Annotated in this window: 14 protein-coding genes; all 14 read right to left on the bottom strand. The window is 45.5% G+C overall.

Annotated elements, in window-relative coordinates:
- Window positions 1-11: 11 nt before the first annotated feature.
- The 14 genes from LHL18_RS03605 to LHL18_RS03670 all read right to left on the bottom strand — a co-directional run bounded on the left by LHL18_RS03605 (window position 12) and on the right by LHL18_RS03670 (window position 15,716).
- Window positions 12-1,214, bottom strand: coding sequence for a type II secretion system F family protein (locus tag LHL18_RS03605; protein WP_226765805.1), 1,203 nt, complete (start codon window positions 1,212-1,214; stop codon window positions 12-14).
- Entirely contained in the window at window positions 1,214-2,872 is a 1,659-nt protein-coding gene (locus tag LHL18_RS03610; protein ID WP_226765806.1) for a GspE/PulE family protein, read from the bottom strand. Before LHL18_RS03610 ends, LHL18_RS03605 begins: the two co-directional genes overlap by 1 nt.
- Window positions 2,869-3,270, bottom strand: coding sequence for a type II secretion system major pseudopilin GspG (gene gspG / locus LHL18_RS03615; RefSeq protein WP_134053917.1), 402 nt, complete (start codon window positions 3,268-3,270; stop codon window positions 2,869-2,871). The genes LHL18_RS03610 and gspG overlap by 4 nt, the downstream gene beginning before the upstream one ends.
- Window positions 3,271-3,368: 98 nt before the next feature.
- Window positions 3,369-4,244 (bottom strand): glycosyltransferase family protein, encoded by an 876-nt coding sequence (locus LHL18_RS03620; protein WP_226765807.1) that lies wholly within the window; start codon window positions 4,242-4,244, stop codon window positions 3,369-3,371.
- Window positions 4,241-5,113 carry a glycosyltransferase gene (locus tag LHL18_RS03625; protein ID WP_226766001.1) on the bottom strand — a complete coding sequence of 291 codons (873 nt, stop codon included), beginning with the start codon at window positions 5,111-5,113 and terminating at the stop codon, window positions 4,241-4,243. The genes LHL18_RS03620 and LHL18_RS03625 overlap by 4 nt, the downstream gene beginning before the upstream one ends.
- A gap of 25 nt (window positions 5,114-5,138) precedes the next feature.
- Window positions 5,139-7,058 (bottom strand): polysaccharide biosynthesis protein, encoded by a 1,920-nt coding sequence (locus tag LHL18_RS03630; RefSeq protein ID WP_226765808.1) that lies wholly within the window; start codon window positions 7,056-7,058, stop codon window positions 5,139-5,141.
- Window positions 7,059-7,151: 93 nt separating this feature from the next.
- Window positions 7,152-8,048: a UTP--glucose-1-phosphate uridylyltransferase GalU gene (gene galU / locus LHL18_RS03635; RefSeq protein ID WP_226765809.1), complete on the bottom strand. Its 897-nt coding sequence runs from the start codon at window positions 8,046-8,048 to the stop codon at window positions 7,152-7,154.
- A gap of 36 nt (window positions 8,049-8,084) precedes the next feature.
- A complete protein-coding gene (locus LHL18_RS03640; RefSeq protein WP_226766002.1) occupies window positions 8,085-9,266 on the bottom strand; it encodes a nucleotide sugar dehydrogenase in 1,182 nt (393 codons plus the stop codon).
- Between the two features lie 45 nt (window positions 9,267-9,311).
- On the bottom strand, window positions 9,312-10,724 hold the full coding sequence (locus tag LHL18_RS03645; RefSeq protein WP_226765810.1) for an MBL fold metallo-hydrolase RNA specificity domain-containing protein: 1,413 nt from the start codon (window positions 10,722-10,724) through the stop codon (window positions 9,312-9,314).
- A 13-nt stretch (window positions 10,725-10,737) separates the two neighbouring features.
- Entirely contained in the window at window positions 10,738-11,295 is a 558-nt protein-coding gene (locus tag LHL18_RS03650) for a sugar transferase (RefSeq protein ID WP_226765811.1), read from the bottom strand.
- Window positions 11,289-12,236: a UDP-glucose 4-epimerase family protein gene (locus tag LHL18_RS03655; protein WP_226765812.1), complete on the bottom strand. Its 948-nt coding sequence runs from the start codon at window positions 12,234-12,236 to the stop codon at window positions 11,289-11,291. Before LHL18_RS03655 ends, LHL18_RS03650 begins: the two co-directional genes overlap by 7 nt.
- Window positions 12,233-13,339 carry a glycosyltransferase family 4 protein gene (locus tag LHL18_RS03660; protein ID WP_226765813.1) on the bottom strand — a complete coding sequence of 369 codons (1,107 nt, stop codon included), beginning with the start codon at window positions 13,337-13,339 and terminating at the stop codon, window positions 12,233-12,235. Before LHL18_RS03660 ends, LHL18_RS03655 begins: the two co-directional genes overlap by 4 nt.
- A 10-nt stretch (window positions 13,340-13,349) precedes the next feature.
- Complete coding sequence (locus tag LHL18_RS03665) at window positions 13,350-14,477, bottom strand: glycosyltransferase (protein ID WP_226765814.1); 1,128 nt, start codon at window positions 14,475-14,477, stop codon at window positions 13,350-13,352.
- Window positions 14,478-14,774: 297 nt separating this feature from the next.
- Window positions 14,775-15,716, bottom strand: a complete 942-nt coding sequence (locus LHL18_RS03670; RefSeq protein WP_226765815.1) for an EpsG family protein — start codon at window positions 15,714-15,716, stop codon at window positions 14,775-14,777.
- Window positions 15,717-15,718 lie beyond the last annotated feature (2 nt).

Consider the following 15,718-nt stretch of genomic DNA (forward strand, 5'->3'; position numbering starts at 1 on the left):
ATCACCTGCAGTTACAATCCGACATCGGTTGCAGACGTAATACTGAGCATCATAATCACGACGACGCCACCCACGATGCCCCCCATGACCAGAATAAGCAGAGGCTCTAATAAACTGGTAAAACGGGTCACCCAGTCAGTAAACTGGCGTTGGCAACGCTGGGCAATTTCTTGAAAAATCCTCGCCAGCTCTCCACTTTCCTCTCCTACACTCAGCAGCGACGCAAAAAAGTCCGGGAATAAACGGGTTTGACGTAACGCAGAAGATAGCTGTTCACCACGCTTTATTTTGCCTATTGCGATTTGCATTTCTGCTCGAAGCTCAGCTTGTTTTATGTTGCCATTCGCCAGATCCAACGCCTGATCCACCGCAACACCTGCTTGCAGCATCATGGCTAAACCGCCGTTAAAACGAATACGCTCAACCTGTAAAACAGCCGACGACACTACAGGTATACGGATAGCAAGCCATTGCCAGCGCCGTTGAAATGCAGGGCGTTTACGGCCTTGTACTACCAAGACGCCCAATAAAACCAAAACGACAAGTAGAATAAGCTGATACTGCTGCAACCAGGCAGAAGTGCTCAATAACATGGTTGTGTAAAAGGGTAAATCTTGTTGCCGCTCAAACATAGTCGCCATGTTGGGCACGACATAATTAAAAATAAACACTACAGAAGCAATACAAACCAACAGAATAACCATTGGGTAAGTCAGTGCTTGTGAGATCTTTTTCTGCAGATCGCGTCTGAACGCCAGGTCACTTGCCAATTGACGGAACACATCTGACAGCTGACCGGTTTTCTCGCCGATGCTGACCAAGTTGACGTACAAGGCATCGAAATAATCCGGGAAACCCGCTAATACCTGCGAAAGCTGCTTACCGCTGCGTAACTCCGTACTGATTTTATTCAGTAGCCTGGCAAGAGATGGCTTTTTGTTGGCTGACTTCAACAACTCTATGCCTTTGTCTATTTTAAGGCCAGAATCCAGCAGCAACGATAGCTCAGCAGTCAAAAACTCGATATCAGCAATACCGATTTTGTCGGTACTAAACAGCGCTGCCTGCTGATTAAGCTGTTCCTCTTTAACCGACTTTAACAACAAACCTTGCTTTTTCAGCAGTTGCTGAGCAGCAGACAACGACTCAGCAGTAATGCTACCGCTTACTCGGGCGCCTGCTTTATCATATCCATTGTATTCATACTGGGGCATCAGCCTGCCACCCTTAATACTTCATCGATGGTTGTTGTGCCCTGCATGGCTTTTAACAAGCCATCTTCCAGTAATGTTCTGCCTTGCTGTTGCTTGTTTACTTTACGCGCCAGCTGAATAAAGTTCTGGTCTTTGGGCAGTGCTTTAATCTCATCACTGCAGCGTAAATACTCAATTATCGCGACCCGCCCCTTGTAACCTGAGTGATTACAATGCTCGCAGCCAACGGCCTGACATAAATGAAGTTGGCCGTTATTTAATTCGTCGGCGTAATGCTGTAACTGATAGCGCTCTGTCAGCTCGTCAGCATTAGAAGCAGGAGCTGCGCAGTGTTCACAAAGGCGCCTGACAAGGCGTTGTGCGACGATAGAAACCAGCGCCGCATTGAGCAAAAACTCTTCAACGCCTAAATCCAGCAAACGGGTGTAAGCACTGGGGGCATCATTGGTATGCACCGTTGAAAATACCAGGTGACCGGTCAGGGCAGACTGCATCGCAATAGCTGCAGTTTCTTTGTCTCGGATCTCACCAAGCATAATAATGTCAGGATCTTGCCGCACAATACTGCGAAGACCAGCTGCGAAATCAAAACCAATATCAGCCTGTACCTGTACCTGATTGATGCCATCAAGCTGATACTCCACCGGGTCTTCCAGTGTAATTATCTTCACTCCCGGTGTATTAAGCTTATTTAAAAACGTATATAAACTGGTGGTTTTACCGGAGCCAGTTGGGCCAGTTAATAAAACAACGCCTGCAGTAGTTTGAATATCCTGCAAAATCTTTTGTTCGATATCCGGCGCTATACCAAGCACCGCCATATCGTAACGAATAGCATCTTTGCGCAAAAAACGCATTACAACGCTCTCGCCATCATTTAACGGCAGAGCAGAGACACGGATATCTAAATCTATACCACCGATGCGCATTTCTATTTTACCGTCCTGCGGCCGGCGCTTTTCCGCAATATCCATGTTACTGAGGATCTTTAAACGCGTGATGACTGGCAGTAATAATGTTGCCGGAATGGTCTCTATATCCTGCAGTACGCCGTCAATACGAAACCGAACCTTTCCGCGGCTACCTGTTGGTTCAACATGCATGTCAGATGCACGCTGACGCAGTGCTTTAGTGATGAGTGCGTTGAGTAAATTAACGGTTGGCGCTTCTGAAGCCAGTTCTCTTAACCTGGACTCTTCAACGGAAGTAAGCTCTCCGCTTCCTGCATTGTCATCAACTTGTCTGGCCAATGCCGCCATCTTGTTAAACTGTTCATTAGTGACAACGCTTAACTGGCAAGATAACCCAAGAGAAACAACTATCTCCTGTGCATCTTTATTCAATGGTGCCGTGGTTGCAAAGTGCCAGGCATCCTCAGTAAAAGCGAAAGGTAACCAACCTTTCTCAGCCAATATCTCTACAGGCAATATGCGGGCTTGTTCGGGTAACTGCCAACTATCCAATTGCACATCAGACAGCATCGGCAAACGCAGTAACCTGGCATAAATATCCGGTAAGGTTTCTGAAGACAAACTTCCCATACTGACCAGTATTTGCTCTAGCTGGCCACCATATTTGCGCTGAAATGCTGTTGCCTTTTCAATATCCGCAGAACTTACGGCAAAACTTTGTTGCAATAGGGCCGGCAGAGCGCTCATTTGTGAATAATGTCCGCATCATCGCCTTCGCCGCCAGGCCGGCCATCACGCCCATAAGACATAATAGAAAAACCTATACCTGCATCACTTTTATTGCTGTACACATAGGGATTACCCCACGGGTCAACAGGAACCTCTTTAGGCAAATAGGGGCCGTCCCAGTTTTTGTTTTCACTTCGTACCAGCTCGTTCAGGTTTTCTGGATAATTTCCCATATCTAAGCGGTACGTATTAAGTGAGGTTTCCAGCATTTCCATTTGCGCTTTAGCAGTCTTAATTCGGGAAGAATCAACTTTAGAAAACATTTCTGGTGCTACCAGTGAGGCTAACAAGCCAACAATCACGATCACTATCAATAGCTCTATCAGCGTAAAACCGCGAACTTGCTTAAACTTCATGGAATATCCTGTTGTATAAACTGACTTATTACAATGTTGTCGCATATTACCGTATGCCTCTGGCATGAACAAGGCAACTGCCGATTCGTCTGACGTTATTAAGGCAAAATAGTTTCAAAGCCAGCGTCAGCTATTCGTTGCTGCCAGCTCCAGCTTTGTAAAACCTCTGAGGCGACAGTCACCGCGCCAGGTGTAGGCCATATTTTTAACTGATTAATATCGTGATATTGAAGTTTGTGGTTCGTCAGGAAACTATTAACCCAGGCGGTTCTGTTACCAATCACCGGCAAGCCGCAAGCGACATATTCCAACATTTTGGTAGAGGTCTGAAAATTGTATGGGTATACGTCTGGCACATAATTTAACCCGAATCTGGCTTGATTCAGTAACTGAGGAATTTGACTGTTAGGTACCGCACCTATAAACCGAATGTTTGCGTGATGCTGATAACGGCGCTGCAAGTATGCTACGGGCTGTCCTACAAGCCACATACTGGCATGAGGCCGCAATTTAAGCACTGTGTCAATAGCTCTTTCTAACTGCCGACTTTTGTTCATCGAACCGACATAAATAAGATCACACTTTTTGTCTGTATAAAGTTGGGTCGTGAAATGACCTGATAATCCCATATCCCGGTAGCGCACAGGCACATCGTCATTGAACTGGAGCAAATCGCTCTGGCGAGGGTTCTGAAATACACGCAGATGAGGACGGATATTTAACATCTGCTTTAACTGATCTTTGAACCTTGCGAACGGAGGTGTGGATAGCGACGCATATTCATGCACTATGAACTGATGAGGCTGAGGCTTATAATGGAAGTACCCCATAAAGAACCATACAATATCGTATCCTTGCAGATTCGCGTCCGGTGTGTTGATAACGACCTGATATTTATGACGGAAATATTCTGCATAAGCTTGTAGCTCAGGTAATTGAGCTTTGGATTGATGTACAAAACAGAGTGATTTCAACGCGGCAATCCTCTGCTGACAAATAGTCGGCTCCAACCATGCCTGACTAACAATGTCTTTAGCACCCGAAGGCATTGTGTTAAGGGTAGTCGAAAAAACGCTCCCCACGGCATAGCTTTATTGTTATGCAGCGCATAGTTAACTTGATGACTGGCGAGCTGCGCATTTGTCATAAATTTACGGTGTTTATCAAGCAATAATTTATAACCTGCCTCGCGCCTTTCTGAGACTGAGATCCGCCCAGACTGGTGTTCCTGATGCAATATGTAGCTCGTACTATTAATTCGGTAGCCCTTGCCAAAAGCTGCCGCAAGCCGCAGCCAGGTGTCATAGTCCTGACAGCTGGGTAACGAGGGGTCAAATCCATCAATAGCACGTAAGGTTGATGTCAACGTAAACAACTGATTACCGACAACATTTGCATACAGCAAATGCTGATAGTTTATTGTCCTGGCCCTTCGCGCAAACTTAAATACCCTGTTTCCTTCGGAAATAACGGTATAACCGGTGCATAAAAATGTGCAATCAGAATTACTATACCAGTGTTGTAGTAATTCACTCACTCGCTCTGGTTTAAACTCATCATCATCATCCAGACCAGTAATAAACTCACCCTGCGCCAGGTTAATGGCTGTGTTTCTCGCTACTGGCGCACCGGCTGGCTGTGGCAAGCGGACATATTTTACCTGAGGGTAGTCTGCCAGTAGTTTCTGGTTTCTCTGAGCATTAACCTCTTCAGACCCATCATCGACCACGATAACTTCAAGCGGTGAATATGTCTGAGCCACACAGCTGCTGACAGCCCTGACAAGCATATCCGGGCGGTTCTGAGTTGCAATATAGATAGTTACGAGTGGCGGTGACTCCATAACATCAAAATGGAGTACAGCTGATTTAAATAACACGTTTAATTTTACTACCTACATTTTCAGGTACTAATGTCTGCGATACCAAATCACAGTTACCATCGGATGGTGAAAAAGCAACGTACTCATTAAGTAGCAATGATCTGATAGCCTCGACATTATAATCTTCGCATACTGCTTTGAGGCTCATCAGCAACTGCTGCATTGCGCTCCAGCTCAAGGCCGACTCGTTTGCTTTCATAATACGGGGATGGTCAGTGCGTTGCTCATTGCCGCTGATCAGCAATTCTTCATACAGTTTTTCGCCAGGTCTTAAACCCGTGTACAGAATTTCTACATCACCATTGGGGTGCACTTCATCTTTTACTTCCAGCCCCATCAAATGCACCATTCGGCGGGCAAGGTCGGCAATTTTCACCGGCTCCCCCATGTCGAGCACAAATACATCACCGCCCTGCCCCATGGCGCCTGCCTGAATAACTAATTGTGCCGCTTCAGGGATAGTCATAAAATAACGGATGATATCTTTGTGCGTTACCGTTACCGGCCCGCCGCGACGGATCTGTTCACGAAAAAGTGGCACAACCGAGCCGCTTGAACCCAAAACATTACCAAAGCGCACCATACAAAAACGCGTACCGCTTTGGCGCTGAGACAAGGCTTGCAGAACCAACTCAGCCATACGCTTGGTCGCGCCCATGATATTAGTCGGGCGCACAGCTTTGTCGGTAGAAATCAGTACAAAAGTCTCTACTGCCGTGTTAATCGCCGCCTCTGCCGCACAGTGGGTACCAAATATATTATTCAGCACGCCTTCTGTGACATTAAACTCGACTAAGGGTACATGTTTATACGCTGCGGCGTGATACACCGTTTGCACAGAAAATGCCCGCATCACGTTTTCAAGCAAACTTTGTCGCTGTACAGACCCCATAATAGGCACAACCTGTACATCAAGTTGTTGCTGCTTAATCAACGTGGAAAGTTCCTGCTCAATGTTATATAGCGCAAATTCAGAGCACTCAAACAACACCAACACTCTGGGCTCATAATTAATTATCTGCCGGCATAATTCCGATCCGATCGAGCCACCAGCACCTGTCACCATAACGGCTTTACCGGCAATGTTGGCCAGCATCAGTTTGTTTTTTGGTGCTACCGGGTCGCGGCCCAGCAGATCTTCAATCTTGACGTCCTGCAATTCATCGATGCGCATCGAGCCGTCAATTAAATCACTCATACCTGGTATCGATTGTACCGGGATTGGCAGCTCTTCCAATGCATCAAGCACTTCTCTGCGCCGGCCCCTGCTGGCTGATGGCACAGCCAACAAAATACGGCTAATATTGTGAGATTTAATCAGGCTGGTGATCTGTGTCTGAGAGCCTACCGGAATCCCCAGAATAGTTGAACGGTGTAGCGTTGTATCATCATCAACAAATACTACCGGGTGATACTGCTCTCCGTTCATCAGCGCTTGCGCCAGCTGACGGCCTGACGACCCTGCACCATAGATAAGAACCCGCTCTTTGTGGCCATTATTACGCTGCACCAGAAACATTCGGGCCAATAAACGCAAACCGCCAGAACTGATCAGCGCCAGTATGGCGTAGACAAAAATCAGACTGCCTTTGTCATGAACCTGCAATAACCCAAACAGCAGCGCCAGTACAAAAGCACTGCTGACAATACCGGCCAGCACAGCGCCTAACGCGTGCTGGCCGATATAGCGGATAACGGCGCGGTACAAACCCAACTTAGTAAAAATAAACAAGGTGATAGGTAAGGTTACGCCAAACGCTATCGCTATTTGTGGCACATGATTCAGATTAGTCGGCTGGGTCAGAAAATAACCAGCAATAAGGGAGCTGATTAAAAAAAAGATATCTGCACATACAGATATCAATCGTTTTACTGAGCGGGGTAAGGTTAATAACCAAGCCAGCATCTAACACTCCAATTATTCTTTATTTTTTGGCTGCTGAGCCAATTTAGCAAAAGCGAAAGTATAACATTGTATCGCTGGTTATACTGCTTAAACTTACTTAGCGCTAACAAACTGTTCCAGCCACTGCTGAAACTGAACGCCCAAATGTTTATCGCGCAAACCATATTCAACAAAGGCTTGCATATAGCCGAGTTTGTTACCACAGTCGTGGCTGCGCCCGGTAATACGGTACGCGTTTACCGTTTCTTTTTCCATCAGCAACGCTATCGCATCGGTTAACTGAATTTCATCACCGGCACCAACCGGTGTGCGTTTCAGACACTGCCAGATTTGCTTACTAAAAACATAACGCCCTACCACAGCCAGGTTTGACGGCGCCTGATTGACAGCTGGCTTCTCTACTACAGCAGTCATTTTTACTGATGCATCAGATGCTAATGTTTCGCCGCCGATATCAACCACACCGTAACTACTGACCATTTGTTGCGGCACAGGCTCAACCATCACCTGACTAACACCGGTCTGCTCATACAGGCTAACCATTTTGGCAAGGTTCTCCTGCGATAGATCGCTGTCATAACCGTCAATAAGTACATCTGGCAGCACAACAGCAAAAGGCGCATCCCCAACCAACGGCAGAGCACACAATACGGCGTGGCCGAGACCTTTCGCTTCGCCCTGCCGCACATGCATAATAGTGACATCTTTAGGGCAGATAGCCTGAACTTCTTCCAGTAATTGCCGTTTTACCCGCTTTTCGAGCATTGATTCCAGCTCGAAGCTTTTGTCAAAGTGGTTTTCAATACTGTTTTTTGATGAATGCGTCACCAGCACTATCTGTTTGATACCAGCTGCTATGCACTCACTGACGACATACTGGATCAGTGGCTTGTCAACCACCGGCAACATTTCTTTCGGAATGGCCTTGGTGGCAGGCAACATCCGGGTGCCAAGCCCTGCAACCGGTATAACAGCTTTTAGTACTTTCATTTAAACTCCATGGCTAAATTCTACTGTTGGCGTGTATTAATCACTGCCAAACAAATCCCGTGTATATACTTTATCTGCTACGTCGGCTAATAAGTCACTGCGCCTGTTAGCAACAATGACATCGGACAGCTGTTTAAACTCTTCCAAATCCCGGATCACTCTGGAGTTGAAAAAATCCTCTTGTTTCAGCTCAGGCTCGTACACGACGACCTGAATGCCTTTCGCTTTTATCCGCTTCATAATGCCTTGTATCGCCGAGGCGCGGAAGTTATCCGAACCGGTTTTCATCACCAGACGATACACCCCTACTACTTTAGGGTTACGCGACAAAATAGAGTCAGCGATAAAATCTTTGCGCGTGCGGTTGGCATCAACAATGGCCTGCATAATGTTATTCGGCACATCACGATAGTTTGCCAGTAATTGCTTGGTATCTTTTGGTAAACAGTAACCGCCATAGCCAAAACTGGGGTTATTGTAGTGATTGCCGATGCGCGGGTCTAACCCTACCCCCTCAATAATCTGCCGGCTGTTTAAACCATGGCTTTCTGCATAGCTATCAAGTTCGTTAAAATACGCTACCCGCATCGCAAGATAAGTATTTGAAAATAACTTGATGGCTTCTGCCTCAGTGCTGTCGGTATAAAGCACCGGAATATGTTGCTTTACCGCGCCCTGCTGCAGCAGAGCTGCAAACTGCGTGGCGCGCTCGCTTTGCTCACCAACAATAATACGCGATGGATGCAAGTTATCGTACAAGGCTCTGCCTTCGCGCAAAAACTCCGGTGAAAATATAATATTGTCAGTAGCAAACTGTTGTCTCGCGTTCTTGGTATACCCGACCGGGACTGTCGATTTAATAATCATCACAGCAGTCGGATTGACCGTCAGTACATCACGGATCACCGCCTCTACGCTGGCAGTGTTAAAGTAATTGGTTTGAGGGTCATAATCGGTAGGTGTGGCAATAATCACAAAGTCAGCGTCAGCATAAGCCTGTTGTTTATCCAGCGTCGCGGTAAAATCGAGTGCACTATTGGCCAGAAAATCCTGGATTTCAGTATCGGCTATCGGTGATTTTCCCGCGTTTAACAACGCGACTTTTTCCGGCAGGATATCAACGGCCACAACTGTGTTGTGCTGTGCCAGTAACATAGCGTTGGATAATCCAACGTACCCCGTACCGGCAACGGCAATTTTAAGCCCGGATCCAGACATCATTTTCCTTTCCTGACAAAGCTGTAGTTTCTATTAAAAGACTCATTAGCTGGCGATCATAGCATTAATGCCCAGTGACAAAAAAGCTGCCTGTAGCGTCTGCTTGGCGGCACTATCACCATGCACTATCCGCACTCGTTCTGGTTTATGCCGCATGTGCTGCACAAACTTAATTAAACCAGCTTGGTCGGCATGGGCTGAATAGCCGCTTAACGTAATAATTTCAGCCTTTATATTTATCCGCTCACCGTCAATATCAACATAACCACCAACAGGGCCGTATTGCTGTATGGCATGACCTAAAGTTCCTTTTGCCTGATAGCCGACAAAGACCACCTGATGTGCAGCATCGTCCAGCAAAGCTTTCAGGTAATTAACTATCCGCCCGCCTTCGCACATACCGCTGGCGGCTATCACTATCGCAGGCTGGCGCGAGCGCTTTAAAAACTGCAATAAATCAAGATGCTGGCTGTGATGTTCAATCGTATGAAGCTGCTCAAAACTGAGCGGATGCCGGCCCTGCTTCAGACGTTGCCGGGCTTCGTTATCCCAACAGCCTTTTAGCTGCTCATAAGCGGCGTTAAACCTTGCCGCTAATGGCGAGTCGACAATAATCTGAAGCTCATCCCGACGCAGCTGCCTGTGAATTTTCTGCCCGCGCAGGCGGTGAATAATCGCTTCCAGCTCATACAGCAGCTCTTGGGTACGGCCAATACTGAACGCCGGAAACAGTACAGTGCCATTATCTTGCAACGAGTGTAATAACACCTGTTCTAAACGGGCAATACGGCAGCGACGCTCATCATGCAGGCGGTCACCATAGGTGCTTTCTATTACCACTTCATCAGCGGCATAAGGTGATTTAGGTGCGGGTAAAAGTGGTGCATAGGGTGCCCCTAAATCACCTGAAAATATCGTTTTATAGCCACGCTTAAGAGCAGTATTGTGGCTAAGTTCAATATAAGCAGAGCCAAGGATATGGCCGGCAGGCTGAAACCTGACACGGGGCGAGGCAGATGCCAAAGCAGGTAAATCTATCCAGTGTTTAAACTCGCAAGGAACAATCTGACGGCGCAACCGTGCTAATACCGCATCGACCAGCGCTGGATCACGACTGATGCCCATTTTCACCGCATCTTCCAACACTAAAGGTAGTAAGGTAGCAGAGGCAATACTGCAGTACACCGGCCCGGTAAAACCGGCAGCAAGCAAATAGGGAATTCGCCCGACATGGTCAATATGGACATGGGTAACAATCAACGCTTTGATATGGTCTATATCAAAGCCAATCTGCGGCGTATGCGCAGAGCCGGAAGCAGAGACCTCCGCGCCCTGAAATAGCCCGCAGTCAATTAATACCGCGTAGTCGTCACTGATGCGGTATTCATGGCAAGAGCCTGTAACGCCATCGACTGCGCCGTGATGAATAAACTGCGGGGTGTTATATAAAGCAGACATCCTGTCTCCTGTGTTAGTCCTTTTTTACACGGTCTCCACTGCCCTTACCGGCTACCGTCATGACGATATATTTAAAATAATTGCCCAGCGTCAGGCTTTGCAACATTTTAGCGTCTGTTTCTGCCAATAACACAGGTGTCGACATATCAATATCATTAACTTGTGCCAGCCCGGTAATACCAGGGCGGGCTGTCAGCACACCACGTTGCTCGCGCTCATCTATCAGCTCTTGCTGATTAAACAAACATGGTCTTGGTCCCACCAGGCTCATGTCCCCCCACAATACATTCCACAATTGCGGCAGTTCATCGAGTTTGGTTTTACGTAAAAAGCCGCCAAAAGGTGTAATAGCACTGCTACTGGCCAGATGGCTGGCAACATGCGCAGTGTCCGGTTTCATCGTGCGGAATTTTACCAGCGTAAACGGCCTTTTATTGCGCCCTACCCGCTGCTGCCTGAAGATTGGCGAACCGGTATCGAACAGGCCAATAATTGTAAGTAAAATCAATACCGGAAAACCCAGCACTAAACCGCTCAGTGCAAAAACAATATCTAACAAACGGATTAACATATAACCTCATTAACAAAACAGCGCTTAATACCCTCTTCCATTGATACTGGCGGTTTCCAATTTAATGTTTCTTTCGTATGTGTTATATCAACCTGCAAATTACTGCATAACCTGTCAACTATGGCTTTTTTACCTATCAGTTTACCTGCCAGCGTTAGCCAGCTCACCGGAACCGGCAACAACCGGGGATGTTTACCTGCAGCTCTTGTCATCATCCTTAGTAATTCAGTGGTCGATACATCATTGTCATCACTCACCAAAAAAGTCTGGTTAGCTGCTTTTGGATGCTCAATACACGTCATGATGAGGTCTATAAGGTTATCAAGCGCAACCAGGCTACGTTTGTTATAAACTGCACCTAACGGAAGAGGTAAGTTTTTCTTAGCTAATTGAGTCAATTTACCAAAGTTTCCAGGAGCCCCCGGCCCATAAACAAGAGGGGGACGTATTATTACAGCTTCGATACCGGTTTCAGATGTAATCCTCCTCAAACCAATCTCAGCCTCCAGTTTTGACTGAGCATAATCCTCAACAGGCGCTGCCGGTTGTTCAATGTTGAACGGCTTATTATTACTGATACCGTTGACACCTACAGAACTAAGAAAAACAAAGCGCTTAACCCCAGCAGCTGCAGCAATACGAGCAAAATTAAGAGTTGCGTCTGTGTTTACCTTACGAAATTCTGCTAAAGGGTTTGTGACTTTATCGGAAATAACATGTGCTCTTGCAGCCAAATGCACAACACTAGTCACACCATTAAAATCCAGCTTACGCAATTGTTCAATGTCGAAGTCAGGGATGGTTTGCAACGAGGGAACGTTCAAACCCTCCGCTTTTTTGATATCTCTAAACACTGCAGTCACGTTGTGATTATGCTTGATCAGATAAGACATTAATGCCCTGCCAATAAAACCATTCGCTCCAGTAAGCATTATTTTCATGTACTCTTCACCACTTCCCGATAAACTTGTTCAGTGTCGCTGATCATTCGTTGCAGAGTAAAATATTGCAGATAGCGCTCACGCGCTGCGCGCCCCATATCCGCCCGTAGCAAAGCAGAAACTACTAGACTTTTCAAAGCATCTGACAACACACGATCGTCGTTCATAGGAACCAAAAAACCACATTTTTCATCAATTGTCTCATGAACCCCACCCACATCTGACGCTATAATAGGCAATCCAAAACTCATCGCTTCTAAAATAGTAAGTGGTAATCCTTCCCAATGTGAAAGAAGGATGAAGACATCTGCGTTGGCCAGGCGCAGTGGAACATCACTCCGAGCACCGCTGAAAGTTACCTTATTACAAACGCCAAGCTTTTTACTAAGCAACTTAGCATTGGGTAGTTCAGGACCATCACCAACAAACTCAATATGACAGGGTAATGTTTTCAGTGTCGATAAAACTTTCAGCAATCGTTGCTGATCTTTAGGTTGTTCAAACCGTGCCACCATGATCAAACGGACAACCGGCTTTTCAGTATGATGCACAATCCCTGCCTCTTGAGCTTTGTCAGCAACACCATTATGAACCAGCGAGATATGTGATGCAGCGGAGACATCATTCTTAATAGCAAGTTTCCTATCGTACTCTGATACAGTAATAATTTTTCCCGCCAGCGGGGCAGCCCACCTCTCTAACCACTTGTACAGAAAGCGCCTTTTGGCAGACACCCCTTCAGTAAAAGCCCAGCCATGAGCTGTAAAAACGCAGGGGGTCCCACTGGCTTTGCATGCCAGTCTACCCAGCAAACCCGCTTTTGATGAATGCAAATGCACTAAATCTGGTTTGAACTTAGCAATAGCTTGCGTCAATTCAAAATAGGCTTTGACATCTTTCAATGGATGAATCTGACGCACTAAAGACTGCACAGTGGAGATTGACAGATTTCTGGCTGCAGCCTGCTGATGCAGAATACCTGTTTCACCTGCAAGGATATGAACGTTGTATTTTTTTGCCTTTAACCCCACTGCTAAATCGAGCAGATGTACGCTGGCTCCGCCCATCACATCTGAGCGGGTAATAACAAAAAGAATATTCAAACTGAATCACTCAAAGAGTACTGGACCAGCTACGTTGATACGCAGCTACCATTTTTTCTACACCAAAATTGTCGACTATTCTAGAACGACACGCTGCACTGCGTTGTTGCCAAACAGACTTATCACTGTGAGCTTTAATTGCAGAAACAATGGCATCAGCTAACAACGTTGCATCACTAGCTGGCACTATCCATCCTGTATCAGCAACTATAATTGCAGCATCTCCAACATCAGTGCTAACGCATGGAGTTCCACATGCCATGGCTTCACAAATAACATTTGGGAAAGCTTCAGCTACAGATGACAATATGTGGATATCAATAGCGTTCATGACAGCAGGAATGTCACTGCGTAACCCTATTAGCAACACTTCCTGATCAAGATTGTTGCTATTAATCCAAGTTCTTAATTGTGGGTTATCCTTCGTCATTTGATTCCCCACTAAACAACAACGAAAATTTAAACCTTGTTTCTTCACAATAGCTAAAGCATTAAGCAAGTTTTTATGATCTTTATTTGGATCAAATCGACCAACACAACCCAGCAGTACTTCAGTATCTTCATACTTAATCTCTGACAAAAAATCTGTCGCAAGATTAGAGTCTTGATTGAACTTTGAAAGCACGTATCCGTTATTAATTACCTCCATTATAGAGCGTCGGTAACCTAAACTAGCATGCACGCTCAATGCTTTGTCTGCACAACAAATAATTTTGTAAGGCACGAAATAGCTTAGTAACGAACAAATTCTGGAAACAAGAATAGTAGATCGCTTACTCAACTCTGGGGTCAAAATACTATTTCTTATTCCCCAAAATACTTTTCTTACACCTGCCAGACGTGCTATCACTCCACCAATTAGGTCTGAGTGGTACATCCAAGTCTGAACGACATCAGGTCTGACCTTTTTCAACAACCTGTACAGTTGGTACAACTTCTTAACAAGTAGTCCTTTCCCTTTCAAATCCAAACAGTAAACTTCGATGTTCTTTTCTTTCAGCAGACTGTAATAACGACCTTCATCAACTAGCGAAATGACTATATGCCTATTTTTTTGGTCATAAGTGCAAAGATTGAACAGAGATGTCTCAGCACCGCCGCTTTCCAATCCATTGATAATATGAACGATTGTTAACACTCTACCCTCATAAAAGTAAACTTCATATTTGTTTAACCAGGTACCCAATATCAAGTAAGAACACTGGATAAGTGCGCAAGTAGTTAATCAGCCAGTTACGTTCAACATAAAAAACTTATTATTAAAGGAAACTGAATTCGCATATAACAGATATCTATTTATTTGCTGTCCTGTTTCGCGTGTTAACTCGTAAATAAATATTTTCATACGGTTTGAACTGGCTAGCCATGCAGCTAGAACCAAAATTCAGCTCCTTATCAGCTAAATGCATATAGTCTACAGGTTAACTCTACTAACTCAATTAGCTGAAAAACCCATTAACGGTTGTGAATATTTAACCAGCATGAGCGCAGCGTTAAAAGCAAGAAGAATAGTTAATACCATAATTCTTCGCCAGCCAGTAGTAGCAAGGGCAGCAAGTAAAACCAATAACACACCACTTTCAAACACCCGACCAGCGATAGGTGTAAAAAAATAGGATGCCAGATAAAAAATAAGAACTCCCATTGCGATAGTATGCTGATGCAGAAAACGTCTGCCTTGAAGTAATAAAATAGCCAACACAACACTCCAGAATAAAAAGCCGACTCCAGATGCAGCTTCGTCCATCACAGCTGTTGTTTTTGCCTGACGCGCACCAATAATTGCTGCTAGTTGGGTAACCAGTAACGCAAGAGAGAGCGAGACGGCGGAATACAGCAGCAATCTAACATCAGGAGCGGTCCTTAGCTTTTTTAAAATCCAGCCGCCTAACATTATGGCAATAATGATAAAAAAACTTGAGTGAATGAATGGCGATAAACCTATAAAAAATATCTTTTTTTTTCTGCCGGTGCAGTACCAACCCAGCATAAATACCGCAATACCAAGTCCTTGTCTGAGATGAACTACAAAATTTTTCATCACCTGCGGAAAAATCAGTATTAATAATAACCAGAAAAAATTCTTCGGGTTATTTATCAAAAGCAGGTAAGACACTATAAAGGCGCTAAAAAAAATTATAATTCTGACGACTACTTCGTCGTCAAAGACAAGACCCAACGCTGAATTAATCGCTAGCCAGACCGGCTCATTTGCGATCAAAGAGGACACACCTTGGCCCGCATGTCTCGCAATAATCAGTGGCGAAACGCGGGCCATTTCCAGATAATTGTCCCTATCCATCACGCCTTCCATAGGCGCAGATGCCAACAGAGCCGCATAAATAAGCGATATAAACAGCGTAACGAGCTTTCTCATTT

The organism is Rheinheimera aquimaris, from assembly GCF_020531985.1.
Classification (GTDB): Bacteria; Pseudomonadota; Gammaproteobacteria; order Enterobacterales; family Alteromonadaceae; genus Alishewanella; species Alishewanella aquimaris.